The sequence below is a fragment of the Corynebacterium sp. HMSC056F09 genome (assembly GCF_001815785.1).
GTDB lineage: Bacteria > Actinomycetota > Actinomycetes > Mycobacteriales > Mycobacteriaceae > Corynebacterium > Corynebacterium hiratae.
In genome coordinates this window covers 748-18,435 of the sequence record NZ_KV821964.1, presented here as the reverse complement: position 1 = coordinate 18,435, position 17,688 = coordinate 748, and the positions used below count along the sequence as shown (strand labels likewise).

14 protein-coding genes are annotated in these 17,688 nt (G+C 62.8%); 4 read left to right on the top strand and 10 right to left on the bottom strand.

The window, feature by feature from the left end; all coding sequences use genetic code 11:
* Positions 1-45: 45 nt before the first annotated feature.
* Complete coding sequence (locus tag HMPREF3056_RS10430) at positions 46-1,149, top strand: isochorismate synthase (RefSeq protein ID WP_049156504.1); 1,104 nt, start codon at positions 46-48, stop codon at positions 1,147-1,149.
* Positions 1,150-1,157: 8 nt separating this feature from the next.
* Here the strand turns inward: HMPREF3056_RS10430 and HMPREF3056_RS10425 are convergent, their stop codons facing one another.
* From HMPREF3056_RS10425 to HMPREF3056_RS10380, 10 genes are all read right to left on the bottom strand, one after another.
* Entirely contained in the window at positions 1,158-1,967 is an 810-nt protein-coding gene (locus HMPREF3056_RS10425; RefSeq protein WP_010186887.1) for a fumarylacetoacetate hydrolase family protein, read from the bottom strand.
* A gap of 80 nt (positions 1,968-2,047) precedes the next feature.
* On the bottom strand, positions 2,048-2,665 hold the full coding sequence (locus HMPREF3056_RS10420) for an exonuclease domain-containing protein (protein ID WP_049156500.1): 618 nt from the start codon (positions 2,663-2,665) through the stop codon (positions 2,048-2,050).
* The gene (locus tag HMPREF3056_RS10415; RefSeq protein ID WP_049156498.1) at positions 2,666-4,534 is read right to left on the bottom strand and encodes a DUF294 nucleotidyltransferase-like domain-containing protein; all 1,869 of its coding nucleotides are present in this window, start codon (positions 4,532-4,534) and stop codon (positions 2,666-2,668) included.
* Between the two features lie 17 nt (positions 4,535-4,551).
* Entirely contained in the window at positions 4,552-5,571 is a 1,020-nt protein-coding gene (locus HMPREF3056_RS10410) for a 3-isopropylmalate dehydrogenase (RefSeq protein ID WP_046648108.1), read from the bottom strand.
* Between the two features lie 135 nt (positions 5,572-5,706).
* On the bottom strand, positions 5,707-7,293 hold the full coding sequence (serA, locus tag HMPREF3056_RS10405) for a phosphoglycerate dehydrogenase (RefSeq protein WP_049156496.1): 1,587 nt from the start codon (positions 7,291-7,293) through the stop codon (positions 5,707-5,709).
* Between the two features lie 44 nt (positions 7,294-7,337).
* Positions 7,338-8,222: a hypothetical protein gene (locus HMPREF3056_RS10400; RefSeq protein ID WP_070754712.1), complete on the bottom strand. Its 885-nt coding sequence runs from the start codon at positions 8,220-8,222 to the stop codon at positions 7,338-7,340.
* 28 nt (positions 8,223-8,250) lie between these two features.
* The gene (locus HMPREF3056_RS10395; protein WP_070754711.1) at positions 8,251-10,044 is read right to left on the bottom strand and encodes a GmrSD restriction endonuclease domain-containing protein; all 1,794 of its coding nucleotides are present in this window, start codon (positions 10,042-10,044) and stop codon (positions 8,251-8,253) included.
* A 132-nt stretch (positions 10,045-10,176) separates the two neighbouring features.
* The gene (gene ilvC, locus HMPREF3056_RS10390; protein WP_070754710.1) at positions 10,177-11,190 is read right to left on the bottom strand and encodes a ketol-acid reductoisomerase; all 1,014 of its coding nucleotides are present in this window, start codon (positions 11,188-11,190) and stop codon (positions 10,177-10,179) included.
* Between the two features lie 109 nt (positions 11,191-11,299).
* Positions 11,300-11,815, bottom strand: a complete 516-nt coding sequence (gene ilvN / locus HMPREF3056_RS10385) for an acetolactate synthase small subunit (RefSeq protein WP_010186907.1) — start codon at positions 11,813-11,815, stop codon at positions 11,300-11,302.
* 5 nt (positions 11,816-11,820) lie between these two features.
* On the bottom strand, positions 11,821-13,641 hold the full coding sequence (locus HMPREF3056_RS10380; protein WP_070754709.1) for an acetolactate synthase large subunit: 1,821 nt from the start codon (positions 13,639-13,641) through the stop codon (positions 11,821-11,823).
* Positions 13,642-13,955: 314 nt separating this feature from the next.
* On the opposite strand from HMPREF3056_RS10380, the gene HMPREF3056_RS10375 reads away from it, so the two are divergent.
* From HMPREF3056_RS10375 to HMPREF3056_RS10365, 3 genes are read left to right on the top strand one after another with little or no spacing between them, the layout of a single operon-like run.
* Positions 13,956-14,489, top strand: coding sequence for a PH domain-containing protein (locus tag HMPREF3056_RS10375; RefSeq protein ID WP_046648103.1), 534 nt, complete (start codon positions 13,956-13,958; stop codon positions 14,487-14,489).
* A 2-nt stretch (positions 14,490-14,491) separates the two neighbouring features.
* Positions 14,492-16,345, top strand: coding sequence for a dihydroxy-acid dehydratase (gene ilvD / locus HMPREF3056_RS10370; protein ID WP_070754708.1), 1,854 nt, complete (start codon positions 14,492-14,494; stop codon positions 16,343-16,345).
* 11 nt (positions 16,346-16,356) lie between these two features.
* A complete protein-coding gene (locus tag HMPREF3056_RS10365) occupies positions 16,357-17,625 on the top strand; it encodes a glycosyltransferase 87 family protein (RefSeq protein ID WP_049154359.1) in 1,269 nt (422 codons plus the stop codon).
* Positions 17,626-17,688 lie beyond the last annotated feature (63 nt).

The following is a 17,688-nucleotide window of genomic DNA, read 5'->3' as shown; positions in this document are numbered from 1 at the left end:
ATCTGGTTTCGGTAAGAAGGAAAGAAGGAACTAGAGTTATTCCTTATGTGTGAAAACAGACCCTCCACCGCCCCCGACTTCCTCCTGTCCCGCGCGACGGGGTCTGTGCGTACCCAAGGTTCGGCTGCGACCTTCAGCGATGTCGATGCCGCCGTAGCCGAGCTGCGTGCCGGCACGGTCCCGATGATCGTCGGAGCGCTTCCCTTCCACAAGGGAGATCCGGCCGCCTTGACAGTCCCGCGCAGCATTATCCGCGAGGACGGCCCGCTCGAGCCACATGCCTATTACCGCAGCGGCACGCTCAACGCGCGGGTTACCGGTTTCGATCCGGAACCGGAGGAACACCTTCGCCGCATTGAAGCAGCCATCGCCACGATCGAGGCGTCGAAGTTGGACAAGGTAGTCCTCGCCCGCGCCGTTGACATTGAGTTCCACGCCCCTGTCGATCCGCTCCTCGTCGCCGCACGGCTGATCGACCTATCCTCCCATCGCGATGGTTTCATCGCCGACCTCACCCCGGCGGGGCGACCCGGAGCGATGCTCGTGGGCTCTTCCCCGGAGGTGCTCATCAAGAAGCAGGGTTCAACAGTCACGGCCTTCCCCTTGGCCGGATCCGCGCCCCGGCAGTCGGATAAAGCACGCGACATCATGGCAGGTCAGGACCTGCACAATTCCGAGAAGGATTTGCGCGAGCACGCTTTCGTGGTAGATCACATCCGCCGTATTCTGCAGCCTTTGTGCGAGACCCTCGATGCTCCCACGTCCCCGCAGCTCACCTCCACCAATGAGATGTGGCATCTGGGCACCCCGATTGCGGGAACCCTCAAGGATTCTGACATCACTGCGCTCGAGTTGGCCGAGTTGGTCTACCCCACCCCTGCTATTTGTGGCACCCCCACGGAGGCCGCACAAGCGCTGATCGAAACCGCTGAAACCGATCGCGGCTTCTACGCCGGCGCGGTGGGCTGGTGCGATGATTCCGGCGACGGCGAATACATGGTAGCCATCCGGTGCGCCGAGGTGGCCGGCGATGGCCTCTCCGCCCGCGCGTGGGCAGGCGGAGGAATCGTCGTGGACTCCGACCCGACGGCCGAACTTCAGGAAACCACGGCTAAGCTGCGCACCATCTTGCGCGCGCTCAACCTTTAGAGCAGCATCTAAGCGCGCTCAATCGGGTTGGCCAGGCTGCCCACGCCGGGGATCTCAATTTCGATGGTATCGCCCGGCACCATCGGTGCCGTGCCAGCCGGGGAACCCGTAGTGATGACATCGCCCGGCAGAAGCGTGTAGGACTGCGAGATCTCAGCGATGATGTGGCCCATCTTCACAATCATCTGATCCGTATTGGAATCCTGCTTCTGCTCACGCTTGCCATCGTGCGTGAGGTAGGCGTTAATCTTCTGGTCATCGAGATTGATGCAGTCCAGGTCCGTCTCAATCCACGGGCCCAGCGGGCAGAAGGTGTCGATGCCCTTCGCGCGCGCCCACTGGCCATCCTGGAACTGCAGGTCACGCGAAGAAACATCGTTACAAATGGTGTAGCCGACGACGTGGTCGCGCCACTTCTCTGGGTCGATATTCTTCGAGACCTTGGAGATCACGACGGCGAGCTCACCCTCGAACTCCACGTTGGTGGCGAACTCCGGAATCTTGATGGGCGCACCCGGGCCAATGACCGCGGTGGAAGGCTTGATGAAGATCGTCGGCGGCAGGTGCTCGGCAGACTCCTTGAAGACCTCCGCCACGTGGTCGGCGTAGTTGCGGCCGAGCGCTACGACCTTGGTCGGCAGGGTCGGCGCCAACAAGCGCACCTCACTCAGCGGCCACTCGCGGCCAGTGGGCTCCGGCGGCGTAAACGGTGTGCCGGAAATTTCCTTGGCCACCAGCTGATCCAGCGGGGCGTCGGCGGGACCATCGATGATGGCAAAACAGATACCTTCGGTGTGAGCAATTCGTCCTAAACGCATAACGGCCATACTACTCGCAAGGATTTTTAACACACGATCAGGGGTCTGCAGTAAAGGTTGCAAAGGAAGCGTTGTCTATCTCAGCGCTGGACGACGTCCCCCAGGGTCACCGCTCGCGTGCTCCCCCGCTGCGCTAGGTATAGCTCTGCGCAAGCCAGGGCGTCGCTGAGCGCATTGTGGCTGCCATAGCGCGGCAGACCATAGCGCTCACGGACTCGGGGAAGGCGTAGGTCCTCGCCGCGCGGGTAGGTGCCCATGCGCTCCATGTGGCGCCGCTCCAACGCAAAGGTATCCACCACGCTCAGCCGCGGGCGCTCTCCGAACACCGCGCGGGATGCCGCCTCAATGAATCCCACTTCAAGTGCTGCGAAGTGTGCGAGCAACGCGCGTCCCTGCACCGCCTGGCGCAACTGCTCCATGGCGCTCTCCAGCTCCTCGCCGGCATCGATGACGTTTTGGGTCAGCAGGTGGACATGCGCGTCGTCGGCCACCTGCGCGCCGCGCACCACGATATAGCCAGCCCCGGATAAGTCGATGGTTCTGCCATTAACCGGAACCCAGCCAATAGAGACGATCTTCCCCGTGCGGGGGTTAAGGCTGGTCGTCTCCATGTCCACGGCCAGCAAGCCCACGTCATCAAGGGGTGTAGTGCGCGGGGGCGCGCCCCAGTCCGCCCGGCGGCTCCAGCGATTCCACATCTAGATATTCCTCACCGGGTATTTGGTCGCGAGGGCATTCTGCATCGACTTGATCGCCCGGAAGGCATCGCGCAGGTGCTCGCGTTCCATGCGCCCCAGGCTCTTGGGGTCGATGTTGTAATTGGGCTGCTGGCCCTCGCGTAGCTGGTGGGCTTGGTGTTGGAAGGAAAGGGAGCGCAGGTAATCGAAGGCGTCGAGAAGCTCCTGCGCCCCCTGTTGGCTCACCGCATTACCGGCAGCTTCTCTGAGACGCTGGCGGGTATCCACCACCGTCGAGCCGGAAGCCAAGGCGAAGAGCCGGGCCATCTGTACGATTCCGGCGGTCCCGCCCTTCTTAATGTCGAGGGTGTTGGCGTAGTCGCCATCGCGTTCCACCACCAGCCCTCTGAAGAAGGTCAGCGGCGGCTCGCGGCGCGCTGCCAAGCTGGCCAGGTGCGCGTGCAAGCGAGTTGCGCCCGTACCCATTTCTACGGCAGCAGTGTGAACTTCCCGGCCCAGCTCCTCGCTGCCATAGAGGACACGGAAATCGAAGAAGATCTGTGCGTTGAGCAGAGCCTCCGGTTGGGGCTCCCGGATCCACCTACGGAAGGTGTCGATCCAGTGGGTCCGGGTCATCCGCCATTCTTCGTTCATCGCCATCATGTTGCCGGGGCAGAGAACTTGGCCGGCGTCGGCAAGCCCCTGGCAGACGAAGGAGCTCATCCGCGCGAAGTAGTCGCCGTGTACCGCGGCATCGTAGTCATCAGCGAGAACCAGAGCATTGTCCTGATCCGAGGCGAGCGCCATTTCCCGGCGGCCCTGCGAACCGACGGCCACGAAGGCATACTCGACCGGCGGGGGTCCGAGTTCCTCCTCGGCCAGCGTGCATAGTCGGCGGGCCACCGCGTCGGCGGCGAGCGTGACCAGGCTGGAGGCTTCCGCCGGGGTGGAGCCACGCTCCACGTAACGCCCGGCCAGGCGCGTGGCTTCCTGAAAAGCGCCACGAAGCTCAGCGGCACTGCTGCGCCGTGAGAGATCCGCGGTGAGGTAGAGCGGATCGTTATGGAGCAGGCGCGTAACGTCCGACTGCGTGACAATGCCCTGCAATGCGCCCTCGGTGACCACCGGCAGGTGGTGGATGCCTCGCTCGGCCATGTGCAGCAGCGCCTCCATGGCGGGGGCATCGGCAGATACCGTCAGCGGGTTGGGCGTCATGATCTCCCCCACCGCCTGGCCAGGATCGCGGTGAACGGCGAGCACGCGCGAACGCAGATCGCGGTCCGTCACGATGCCCTTAAGGCGGGTGCCGTTCTGGTTCCCGGGCTCCACGACGAGGAGCGATGACACACTCCGGTCAGTCATCATCCCAGCGGCTTCCGCGATCGTGGTGGTGGGCGGAGCGGTGAGCACGTCGGTGCGGATAAGGTCCTGCAGCGGCGTGCGGAGAACATCCGTCGGTGCGGAATCGGACAGCTCGCGGGCTGCTGCTCGGATCTGGCGCGACTTGGCCGAAAAGAACCGTGCGATGTCTGGGTTGCGTTGGGCGCACTCGCTAAAAGCGTGCTGCGGCAGGGTGAAGACCAGACTGTCTTCGACCGCGACCATCTCATAGACGGAAACCGGCTCACCCTGCAGCGTGGAATAGCCGAAGGTCAGCCCGGGTTCGCGCCGATCGAGGAGGACGCCATCCTCTCCCAGAACATCTATTGCCCCGGTGCGGATGATGTGGAGAAAAGCATTCTCCTCCCCGAGCCGGACGGGGACATCCCCGCGGCGCAGGTAGATCATGCTCAGCTGTGCAGACAACGCGGTGAGCTCTTCCTCCGGCAGGCGGGAGAAAGGCTCGTGCTGGGCGAGGAAACTAGTGACCTCGTCTATTTCGACGCTCATGCGCCAACCATACAGTGCTAGGCGCGCAGCGCGGAGGCGATTCGGTCACCAATTTCGGTGGTCTTTGGCTGCGCATCCCCGCGGGAGGAGACGTCGGCAGCAACGGCCTCTTCGATGCGCACAGCGTTGTCCTCGTCACCGAGGTGGCGCAGTAGCATCGCGGCCGAGAGGATCGCCGCGGTCGGGTCCGCAATCCCCTTGCCCGCGATGTCCGGGGCAGAACCGTGGACAGGCTCGAACATGGAGGGATTCGCACCGGAGGCGTCAATGTTTCCGGAGGCGGCCAAGCCGATGCCACCGGTAACAGCACCGGCCAGGTCAGTCAGGATGTCGCCAAAGAGGTTATCGGTCACAATGACGTCGTAGCGCGCGGGATCGGTGACCATGTAGATGGTTGCGGCATCGATGTGGTTGTAGTCCACGGTGACCTCCGGGAACTCCTGTGCCACCTCGTTCACGGTGCGCTGCCACAGCCCACCGGCATTGACCAAAACGTTGGTCTTGTGCACCAGCGTGACGTGCTTGCGGCGGGACATCGCGCGTTGGAAGGCATCGCGCACCACGCGCTCAACGCCGTAGCGGGTGTTTTGGGAAACCTCCGAGGCCACCTCGTGCTCGGTGCCCTCGCGCAGAGTTCCTCCGTTACCGCAGTACAGCCCTTCGGTGCCCTCGCGCACGACGACGAAGTCGATATCGCCCGGGTTCGCCAACGGCGAGGTAGACGTCGGGTACAACTTGGAGGGGCGCAGGTTAACGTGGTGGTCGAGCGCAAAACGCATCTTCAGCAGCAGGCCGCGCTCCAAGACGCCGGGCGGAACCTCACCGGGGGCGCCAATCGCACCGAGCAGGATGGCGTCGTGCTCGCGCAGGGAGGCCAGGTCGGCGTCGGTAAGCAGCTCTCCGTTGCGCAGGTAGCGTCGAGCACCCAGGTCGTAGTCGGTCACCTCGATGTCCTCGCGCACCGCGCGCAGAACCTTGAGCGCTTCCGCGGTTACCTCGGGGCCAATGCCGTCGCCGCCAATCACTGCAAGTTTCATTTTGTGGGATTCCTTTCTCACATATTGGATACTTGAGAGAGTACCACCCTCGAGCCCTCCATGAAGCCGAAACCCCCTGAAGAACCATGACTGGCTCTGCAGGGGGCGGTGGACTCCACTCAGGTGCGGTGTAGATTAGGCATCCAAATCGAGCTGGTGACAGGTAGCCCCCAGCGCCGAGTTGATCTCCTCGACGAGCTCCTCTGGTACCTCGCGCTCGACGCGCAGAATGAGCACAGCGTCGGAGGCGTCCTTGCCCTGGGTCAAGGCGGCGGCGACAATGTTGATGCCGGCAGAGCCCAGCTTGGTACCCACGGTACCCAGCGCGCCCGGGGCATCCTTGTAGGAGAAGAAGAGGTTGCGGCCGGTAGCGCGCATATCGACGCCGCGGCCGTTGATGCGGATAATCTTCTCCACCCCGTCAATGCCGGTCAAGGCACCGGTCAGCTGCGATACCTTGCCGTTGGGGCCAATCACCCTGACGCGCACCGAAGAACGGTGGCCCTTCGACTCCACGTTGGTCTTCACGTCCACGGTCACTCCGCGGCTTTCGGCGATCTTCATTGCGTTAACGAAGGTGACAGCCTCCGAGACCACGCCGGAAAACAGTCCGCGAACAGCAGACAGACCAAGAGCCGAGACATCCTCGTTGGCCAGCTCACCGCAGGCCTCGACTTCCACGGCAACCGGCGCTGCATCCAGCAGGTTGCCGGCTACCAGGCCCAGCTTGCGGGTCAGGTCCAACCAGCCGGCGACCTCCTCGCCGACCCGTCCGCCTTCAACGTTGACGGCATCCGCGACGAACTCGCCGGCCAGCGCCTTCAGCACGGAGGCGGCGACGTCGGTACCGGCGCGGTCCTGCGCTTCGACCGTGGATGCACCCAAGTGCGGGGACACGGTAACTTGCGGAAGCTCAAACAGCGGGGAGTCCGTGCAGGGCTCGGAAGCATAGACATCGAAGCCTGCACCGCGGTGGTGGCCGGACTTGATGGAGGCAGCCAGGGCTGCTTCATCGACGAGGCCGCCGCGGGCGGCGTTAATGATGATCTGGCCCTTCTTGGCCTGCGCCAAAAGCTCGGCATCGAACATGCCGGCGGTCTCCGGGGTCTTGGGCAGGTGGATCGTCACAAAGTCAGAGCGGGACATGAGCTCCTCAAGGCTCACCAGCTCCACGCCCAGCGCCGCCGCACGGGCCGGGTTGGCATAAGGATCGTGCGCGATGATGGTGGTCTCAAAGGCCGCCAGGCGCTGGGCAAAGAGCTGGCCGATGTGGCCGAAGCCCACGATGCCGATGGTCTTGCCATAGATCTCGACGCCTTTAAAGGACGAGCGCTTCCACTCGCCTTGGCGCAGCGACTGATCCGCCGCCGGGACTTGGCGCGCGGTGGCGAGAAGCAGTGCGATGGCCTGCTCGCAGGCGGAGTGGATGTTGGAGGTCGGCGCGTTGACAACCATGACGCCACGCTCGGTAGCAGCGGGGATATCAACGTTGTCCAAGCCAACGCCGGCACGGCCGACGATCTTCAGGTTCTCTGCGGCGGCCAAAACCTCCGCGTCCACGGTCGTGGCGGAGCGGACGAGGAGCGCATCGGCCTCAGGCACTGCGGCGAGGAGCTCCTCGCGGTTTGGGCCATCAACCCAGCGAACCTCAACGGTGTCACCGAGGGCATCAACAGTGGATTCGGCAAGCTTATCGGCGATAAGTACGACCGGCTTCGACATAACTTCCTTTACTAGTCAGAATTGGAGATGCCGAGAAGTGTAGTTTATTCTTTCCAGCCCTGAGTGATTTTATGCGTGAATTCTGTCACTGAACCGAATTCCGGTCCGAGGGCCACGATAGGCCCCTCCGACAGCCCTGCCGTTATCGCCGCGCCGGCCTTCGTCGCCGACGGATCTGGCTCGGTCATGACGAAGACCGTGCCACCGTAGGCGGTGGCGTTGACCACGTTGGCTAGGGGGCTTTCCGCGGTCGCCACAATCACCGGCGCCATTTGTGCGTCGCGGCGCGCCTGGGCTGGAATAGCCGGCATCTTTTCCTTCGTTATGTGCTGCGGCAGGGGCTCCCAGGCGGCCTTGAGCTCCGTCTTCGTAGAGGAATCCAAGCGCGCAATGTTGTCAACCATGCGCTCGCGTTTCATGACTACCTTCGACGTGAAGCGAAAAGCGGTGTACTCCCCCAGCGCCTTGGTGTTTCCTGGGTCATGGATAACTTCAAGTTGCCCGTTCTGGCTGGCCCACGGAACGTTACCGATAACGAGGAGCTGGTCTACGTCGAGATCAGTGAGCAGCTGTGAAATCTGCGGGCGAATCGACGCATCGTACGTCACCATGGGCACGCGCTGCGACACGCTCAACGTCGCCGCGCGCAGGGCCGCGGCATCCGTCTCTTCGGCGAGGATCAGCGTATTGCTCTCCTTGAAGAACAAGCGCGCAGAGTCTATGCCCCAGCGGTCCCCCACCACGGTGACCTCGTTGGCGAATTGGGGGTCGATAAGCCGCAAGCGGTTCTCCTCGCTCGCGCGGGCCAGGTCGATGTCCGCCTCGGGGAGGGCGGTGATGTCCTGCGTGAGGATCGGCTCGCCCCGCCCCAGCGAGGAACAGCCCGCAGCGCCTAGGCCCGTCACGACTAGGAGCAGCGCTACAGGCACGACCTGTAGCGCACGTGGAGAAGGAACCTTAACGCGCAAAGGCCTGCGGGCCCTCCTCGCCGCCAGAGAGGTTCGCCTCATCCACGTCGCGCACCACCTGCTTGTTGAGTGCATATTCGACGATGCCGACAAAGCGCTCGCGGCGATCGGCGAAGAACTGGTGCGCGGTCTTCGCAGTCAGCAGCTCCGGATCTAAGTCGTGGGAGGCCAACACACTATCGAACTCGGCATCCTCCATGATCGACTTTGACTGCACGCGCGGCAGGTAGCGCTCGGGCGAATGCCCGTCCAGGACCACCTCGGTGCGCTTGCCCATCGGTGTGCGGTTGAGCACGGAGTTCGCCAGTACGCCGCTGATACCGTGGCGCTCGCACCAGCGAAGCGGGAAGACCGGGAAGAATCCCGGCTGCAGCTCCTCGAAGCTATGGCGGTTGAAGGGGCGCCCCGTCCGCCAATCCTTGGCGCCGCGGGCCATGAGCAGAGCGTAGAGGCCGTGCCATACGCCGTCGTTCTCCCCCACGGACAGCAAGCGGGACTCGCGGAAGGAAGCATCGCGCACCGTCTTCGGAACGCTCTCGGTATCGCCGGCAACCCAGCTGGTCACCTCGTCGACATCACGGGCAGCGCGCAGCTTGACGGCCGAGGAGCCGTAAAGCTCACCGAAGACACCGCTCCAGAACCACTGGTTGAGGCGGTCCCAGGCGTCTTGGGTAGATAGCACGCCCTTCTTCTCAGCCAGACGTGCCAGGATGACCGCCAGCGGGATAATCTGCTCGGAATAGGGAACCTGCTCCAGGGACAGGATGCAGCGCTCAGCCAAGAACTCGGCGACCTCGCGGAAGGTAATCACGAGGGTCTCCGCGGCCTTGCGGTATTCAGCGAGCGTCAGTTGCAGGATGTCCTCGCGCTGACCACCAGCGTTGCCCTTCTCCCCCGACACCAGCAAAGACACGGCCGAGAGGAACTCGTTGCGGCCGATGCCGTCGAGCGCCGGGAAAGAACGCAGCTGCTTCTCGACGGCCGCCCAATCCTCCGCCAGGTGGAAGTCCGGGTCTTCGGAGGCAAAGACAGCCGTGAGCAGATCGAAGACATCCATCTGCAGACCAGCGGAGTTTACCTGCGCAAAGATCGAGCCGATGCCGGCGCTTGCTGTCTCCCGGGAGAGGCGGATCATCGGCACGGTGTAACCAGACAGTGGGCGCAGAATGCGGTTGTTGAAGGCTGCAACCACATCACGGGTGGCACCATCGTTGGCGGCTGCGAGCTCGAAGAGCATGCTGGTGCCTTCCTCGCTCAGCAAGGCTGAGACCGGGATGCAGCACTCCTCGATTGCGGCCTCGCGGGTGATCAAGGAACCTTCGATATCCGGCGCGAAGTGAGAGCGCAGCTCGCCATGCTGGTTGACGGCGAAAACGGCCTCGTCCGGCATGATGTCCTCCGAGGTCGCTATGCGCAGGTCCACGTAGTACTTGCGGGAGACCTTCTTGGAACGAAAATCAGTGGTATCGACGAAGCCCTCGCCACGGAAGCAGTGATACAAGGTGGTAAGGCGCTGCTGCCCATCAAGCAAGAGCAGGCCCGGGTTCACCCCGGTATCCGGAGCACCAGCCAATGGGCGGGGGCGAAAGCGCATGGTTTCGTTGCGGGTATCCAAGGCCATGAACGCGCCGAGCGGGTAGCCGCGCAAGACGGTGACGATCAGCGATCTAATGCGGTCCTCATCCCAGGCATAGGAGCGCTGGAAATCTGGAAGCTGAATATCACCGCGATCGATGCGAGCGAAAAGGTCATTAAGGTCATAGCTTGGCGTAGAGAAACCCATGGCCTCGAGCCTACCGCCAAATGTGGGAACGTGCCCGTTTGTGCGCGATCATCACATTGCGGGCGCTAAGGCCCGAGTAACGAAAAATCCCGCCAGCCGGTGGCCAGCGGGAATCTTCAGATAAAACGCGGTTTAGGCAGTTGCGTCCAGCGGATTCTTTACCCAGCTCATGAGATCGCGCAGCTGGGAACCAGTCTGCTCGATCGGGTGAGAGTTCACCTTGGCGCGCAGATCCTCGAGCTCCTTGTTGCCACCCTCAACGTTGGCAACGAGGCGCTTGACAAAGGTGCCGTCCTGAATATCGGTCAGGACATCCTTCATACGATCCTTCACGGAAGCGTCGATGACGCGCGGTCCAGAAAGGTAGCCGCCGAACTCCGCGGTGTCGGAACAGGAGTAGTTCATGTTCTTGATGCCACCTTCAACGATGAGATCAACAATGAGCTTCAGCTCGTGGCAGACCTCAAAGTAGGCCATCTCCGGCTCGTAGCCAGCCTCGGTAAGGACCTCGAAGCCGTTCATGATCAGGTACTCCACGCCACCACACAGGACGGCCTGCTCGCCAAAGAGGTCGGTCTCAGTCTCATCCTTGAAGGTGGTCGGGATAACGCCGGCGCGGGCACCGCCGATGGCTGCGGCGTAGGACAGGGTCAGTTCGCGTCCCTCGCCCTTCGGATCCTGCTCGGTGGCAATCAGGCAAGGAACGCCCTTTCCGTCAACGAACTGGCGGCGGACCAGGTGGCCCGGCCCCTTCGGCGCAACCATACCGATGGTGATGTTCTCTGCCGGCTTGATCAGACCGAAGTGGATGTTGAGGCCGTGGCCGAAGAACAGTGCGTTGCCGTCCTCCAGGTTGGGCTCAATGTCCTCGGTGAAGATAGCAGCCTGAGAGGTATCCGGCGCCAGCAGCATGATGACATCAGCCCACTTGGCAGCCTCAGCGTTGGTGAGAACCTTGAAGCCAGCCTCCTCTGCCTTCTCGCGGGACTTGGAGCCTTCGCGCAGGCCGATGGCGACCTCAACGCCGGAGTCACGCAGGTTCATTGCGTGGGCGTGGCCCTGGGAGCCGTAGCCAATGATGGCAACCTTGCGGCCCTGGATGATGGTCAGGTCTGCATCGGAATCGTACAGAGTCTCAATAGCCATGTTGTTGTTCCTTCTCTCTGTGGTTCGTTGTCACTACTCAGTGAATAGTGACGTGGTCTACTGAATTTGTATCACATTTTGGGACAAGATGCCCACAATGTGAGATTATTTATTTGCTCGGTGCCATCGCCTTCGGGCCACGCCCCAGCGCGACGTTTCCGGACTGCACCAGCTCACGGATACCGAAGGGCTCGAGGACGTCGAGAAGCGCCTGCAGCTTGCCCGGCGTACCGGTGGCCTCCACCACCACGGACTCCGGCGATACGTCCACGATGCGGGCGCGGAAGATGTTCACCGCGTCGACCACCTGGGGGCGGTTCGAGTTATCCGCGGCCACCTTGACCAGCATGATGGCGCGGGCAATGGTGTTTTCTTCCTCCAGCTCCACCACCTTGAGCACCGGAACAATCTTGTTGAGCTGCTTCGTCACCTGCTCGATGACAACCTCGGAGGCGTCCACAACGATGGTCAGGCGGTTGATCCCCTCGGTTTCGGTCCGCGCGGAGACCAGCGAGATGAGGTTGTAGCCGCGGCGGGTAAACATACCGGTCACGCGGGAGATGATGCCCTCAATGTCCTGGACCCGCACGGACAGGATGTGTCGGGTGATGTCGTCTTTAGCCATTGTTCTTAGGCCTCCTCGAGGGATTCGTGAATGTCGGCCGGATCCTCGGCCGCGGACTCGTTTTCATCAAACAGCGGGCGCAGGCCCAGGGCGTACTGAATTTCCTCATTGGAGGCGCCGCCACCAATCATCGGCCACACCTGGGCATCCTGGCCCACGATGAAATCAATGACCACCGGGCGGTCATTGATTGAGCGCGCGCGCTCAATCGCGGGGCCAATCTCTTCTGCCGTGGTGACGCGAATGGACTCGCACCCCAGGGCCTCGCTGAGCTTGACGAAGTCCGGGACGTACTCATCGTGCTCACGCAGCTTGGTATGGGAGTACTTGTTCTCATAGAAGAGCGTCTGCCACTGGCGCACCATGCCCAGGTTTCCGTTATTAATGACAGCCACCTTGATGGGGAATCCCTCCACCGCGGCGGTGGTGAGCTCTTGGTTGGTCATCTGGAAGCAGCCATCGCCGTCAATCGCCCAAACCTCACGCTCCGGGCATGCGGCCTTAGCGCCCAGCGCTGCGGGTACGGCGTAGCCCATCGTGCCGGCACCGCCGGAGTTGATCCAGCTGCGCGGGTGCTCGAAGTCGAGGAACTGTGCCGACCACATCTGGTGCTGGCCGACGCCCGCGCAGTAGATAGCCTCCGGCCCCACGATGGAGCTGAGCTGCTGGATGACCTCCTGCGGATTGAGCAGCCCGTCCGACGTCGGCTCGAAACCGCGCGGGTAGCGGCGCTGCAAATCTCCCAGGTACTCCATCCAGTCACCGAGGTTCGGGGCGTCCAACTCCGCGTCATTGGCATAAGCCTTGGTCAGGCGCAGAAGCACCTCGCGGGCATCACCCACGATGGGAACAGCTACCTCACGGATCTTGCCGATCTCGGCCGGGTCGATGTCGGCGTGGATGACCTCGGCGTGCGGAGCAAAGGTATCGGTATCACCGGTCACGCGGTCATCGAAGCGCGCGCCCACGGCGATGATAAGATCCGCGCGCTGCAGCGCCGCCACCGCCGGCACCGTGCCGTGCATGCCGGGCATGCCCATGTGCTGCGGGTGGTTATCCGGGAAGGCGCCGAGCGCCATGAGGGTGGTCACCACCGGGATGCCGGTCAGCTCAGCAAACTCGCGCAGCTCGCGGGAAGCCTCCGCCTTAATGACGCCGCCGCCAACATAGAGCACTGGGCGTTCCGCGCGAGCAATGCGCCGAACAGCCTGCGTGATCTGGCGCGGGTGCGGGGTCGTGGTGGGCTTATACCCCGGCAGGTCCGGCATGACTGGGCCGGAGTACTCCATCAGGGCGTTCTGGACATCCTTCGGGATATCCACGAGGACCGGGCCCGGCCGTCCGGTGGACGCCAGGTGGAACGCGGCAGCAATAGCTCCCGGGATGTCCTCTGCCTTGGTGACGATGAAGTTGTGCTTCGTAATCGGCATGGTCACACCGCGGATATCGGCCTCCTGGAAGGCGTCGGTGCCCAGCAAGGAGCTGCCCACCTGACCGGTGATGGCCACGACCGGCACGGAGTCCAGGTTGGCGTCCGCCAGCGGGGTCACCAGGTTGGTAGCACCCGGACCGGAGGTGGCAATCATGACGCCTACCTTTCCGGATGCCTGGGCATAACCTTCGGCGGCGTGGCCGGCCCCCTGCTCGTGGCGGGTGAGCACGTGGCGCAGCTTCGTGGATTCAAAGAGGGCGTCGTACAGCGGAAGCACGGCGCCGCCCGGAATGCCGAAGACAAGCTCGGTGCCCAAATCTTCGAGGGTACGGACAATGGCGTGTGCGCCCGTGATGCGCTCGGGCGCCCGCTGTGGCGGAGTGGAAGCTGTCACGGTTGTTGTGCTCCTTCAGTGGGGATGGATATCGGAGAGATCATCCAACTAATAACGCCCCCGCTGTCCTTCCTGGGTGTGAAGGTAACGGGGGCGCTTGCTGGTCGACGTCACTAGTGGACTCGCTACGGCTCGCGCCGCCCGGGTACTACTACGAGGTGAAGTCGAATAATGATCATGGGCTAAACTGTACACTGATAGAAACGCCACCGCAGGCATTTACCCCCATTTTTGGGATCTTTTTCTCATTTTGCGAGATTGCACAGGTGGGGCGGTTCGCCACCGCGCCACGCTGTCAATTACGATGACCCACTATGACGTCCTCACACCCGCAGAACGCATCTTCTCGCGCCGAACACCCCACGGCCGAAACGTTCAAGCCCACCCGCGAACACCTCCTCGGCATCGGCATCCTCGCCGCCATCGCTTTTCTCAGCATTGGCTGGGCCCCGAAATACCTCTTCTGGATCCTCATCTTCCCGGTGTTGGCCATCTGGTGGGTCCTGCGGGCCCACACCACCGTGGACGCGAAAGGCATCCACATCACTTATGGCTTCCGCGGCCCCAAGGACATCGCGTGGAAGGACTTTAAAGGCATCGGATTCCAGCGCTCGAAGGCCTACGCTCGCACCACCAGCGGCGACAACCTCAACCTGCCGGGCGTGACTTTTAACTCTCTCCCCCGCCTTGCCGCCGCTTCCAACGGCCGCATCCCCGACGCCCTGACCGCTGGCCGCGAAGCCGCCGATGACAAGGTCGTCATCGTCCACCGCGATGGCCAACAAATCCTCCTTACCAAGGAGGAATACGCCGAGTACCTCAAGAAACACCCCGAACTGAAGGATTAACCATGTACCCTCTCCGCTCCAAAGTCACCACCGTTGGCCGCCAGGCATCTGGTGCCCGCGCACTGTGGCGCGCTACCGGCTCCAAGGAGAGCGACTTTGGCAAACCAATTGTCGCCATTGCCAATTCCTTTACCCAGTTCGTCCCCGGCCACGTCCACCTCAAGAACGTCGGCGACATCGTGGCCGACGCCGTGCGCGAGGCCGGCGGCGTGCCGAAGGAGTTCAACACCATTGCTGTTGACGATGGCATCGCCATGGGCCACAGCGGCATGCTCTACTCTCTGCCGTCGCGGGAGATCATCTCCGATTCCATCGAGTACATGGTCAATGCCCACACTGCCGACGCCCTGGTGTGCATCTCGAACTGCGACAAGATCACTCCGGGCATGTTGAATGCCGCGCTGCGCCTCAACATTCCCACCATCTTCGTCTCCGGTGGCCCGATGGAAGCCGGCAAGGCCGTTGTCGTTGACGGCGTGGCACACGCACCGACGGATCTGATTACGGCCATTACAGCGTCTGCCAGCGATGCCGTCTCCGATGAGGGCTTGACCCGCGTGGAGGAATCCGCCTGCCCCACCTGTGGTTCCTGCTCCGGCATGTTCACCGCCAACTCCATGAACTGCCTCACCGAGGCACTCGGCTTGGCCCTTCCGGGCAATGGCACCACGCTGGCTACCCACAGCGCCCGCCGTGATCTCTTTGAACAAGCCGGCCGCGCCATCGTGGACTTGTGCCGACGCTACTACGGCGAAGAAGACGACGCCGTTCTCCCGCGCTCGATTGCCACCAAGGAAGCCTTCAGCAATGCCATGGCTCTGGACATGGCTATGGGTGGTTCCACCAACACCATCCTCCACACGCTGGCCGCCGCGCAGGAGGGCGAGGTGGACTTCACCCTCGAGGACATCAATGAGATCTCCTACCGCGTACCTTGCCTGTCCAAGGTGGCCCCCAACGGCACTTACCACATCGAGGACGTGCACCGCGCCGGGGGCGTCCCCGCTATCTTGGGCGAGTTGCGCCGCGCGGGCCACTTGAACCTCAAGGTCCACACCGCGCTCTACGACAACGCCGAGGAATGGCTTGATGATTGGGATATCCGCGGCGGCAAGGCCACGGAGGCCGCTCTCGAACTTTTCCACGCCGCACCCGGCGGTGTACGCACCACCGAGCCATTCAGCCAATCCAACCGATGGGATGAGCTCGACACCGACGCTGCCAATGGCTGCATCCACGACGCCGAGCATGCCTTCTCCTCCGACGGTGGCCTGGTCGTCCTGCGCGGCAACCTCGCTCCCAACGGGGCCATCGTCAAGGCTGCTGGCGTGGAGGAAGAACTCTGGACCTTTACTGGTCCCGCCCGCGTGGTGGAGTCCCAGGAAGAGGCTGTTTCCATCATTCTCAAGAAGGAAGTCCAGCCCGGCGATGTCATCGTCATTCGCTACGAGGGACCAGCCGGCGGTCCCGGCATGCAGGAGATGCTGCACCCAACCTCCTTCCTCAAGGGTTCCGGTTTGGGCAAGGCCTGCGCCTTGATTACGGATGGCCGCTTCTCTGGCGGCACCTCCGGCCTCTCCATCGGTCATATCTCCCCTGAGGCAGCCCACGGCGGCCTCATTGGACTGGTCGAAAACGGTGACCCCATCACGATCAACATTCGCGAGCGCCAGCTCTCCCTCGACGTGGACGAAGAGGTCTTGGAACGCCGACGCGCCACCGAGGAGCAGCGCGAGAAGCCCTGGACGCCGAAGGACCGCAACCGCCCGGTCACCAAGGCTCTGCGCGCCTACGCCAACATGGCCACGTCCGCTGACCGTGGTGCGGTGCGCGTGGTGGATGGCTACGTCAATTAGAGTATGGGGCGATGAATTTCGCCACTAACGCCGCAAGGCGCACACTCCTGACCGCCGCCGGGCTCATCATTGGCCTGGTGGGCGTCATCCGCCACGTCCTCCACACGGACTTCCCGGTGGACATGATCATTTACCGAGAGGGCGTGCGCGCCTTCATGGAGGGCCGCTCGGTCTACTCGGAGCCCATGTACGCCGGGGATTTGGCGCTCCCCTTTATCTACCCGCCCTTCGGGGCGCTGGTCATGGTGCCGCTGACTGCCTTTGATTGGATGAGTGACGCCCTCGCGGGCGATATCATGATCGTCCTCTCGGACGCCCTCGTCTTTGCCTGCCTCTACGCGATCTTCCGCGCGCTCAAGGTGCCGCACCTGTGGCCCACCGTGGCGATCGCGTGGGCCGCGGCCATGTTCTTTGAACCCATCCGCCTCAACAACGGTTTTGCACAGATCAACATCGTCATCATGGCGCTGGTCATCTTCGATCTGGTCCCGCGCAAGCGCAAGCTTCCGCAAGGCTGGCTGATAGGACTCGCGGCGGCCATCAAGATCACCCCCTTGGCCATGCTGCTCTACTTCCTGCTGCGCCGCGAATGGAAGCCGATCCTCACGGCCTTCGCCTCCGCCGTTGTGGCCACCTTGCTGGCCGCGGCCTACCGCTGGGAAGCCTTCGTCGAGTTCTTCACCTCGAAGCTTCTCGATATGGGCTCGGGCGCGGATTTCGGCGTAGCTACGAACTATCAGTCCAACTCCTCGCTCAAGGGCGTCATCCAGCGTCTCTTCACATCCCAGGAGGCGATGGACAACCACGGCATGCTCATCAATGCGCTGTGGCTTCTCGCGGCGCTCGCGATCATCGGCCTTGGCTCAGCCCTCATCCTGGCGCAAATGCGGCGAAGCCTGCTTGTCGATGCCCACCTCACCACCGCCACCATCATGCTGCTCATCTCGCCTGTTTCGTGGTCGCACCACTGGGTGTGGCTGTCGCTCATCGTGCCGGTTCTGGTCTACCGCGCCTGGTCCTGGCGCAATTCCACCTGGGTCGCCGGCAGCCTGCTGGCTGTACTCGCCGCTTGGGTGGGCATGCTGCTGACCGTTCCGCCGAAGTGGTGGTTTGGTGACAGCATCGATGTCCACGCGATGCCGCTGTACCAGAAGTTCTTGGTCGATGACTTCGTGTGGCTGGCACTACTCAGCTGGATTCTCTACGCCATCTGCCTCAAGGCTCGAGGCACTCAATCCGACAAGCCACATACTGAGCTCGCTGCGGCCCAAACCAACTAAGCCCCGAAACGCAAAACTGCCTGTTCTGCCAAAGTTGTTCGCCGCGCCTGCGGCGGGCTCAGG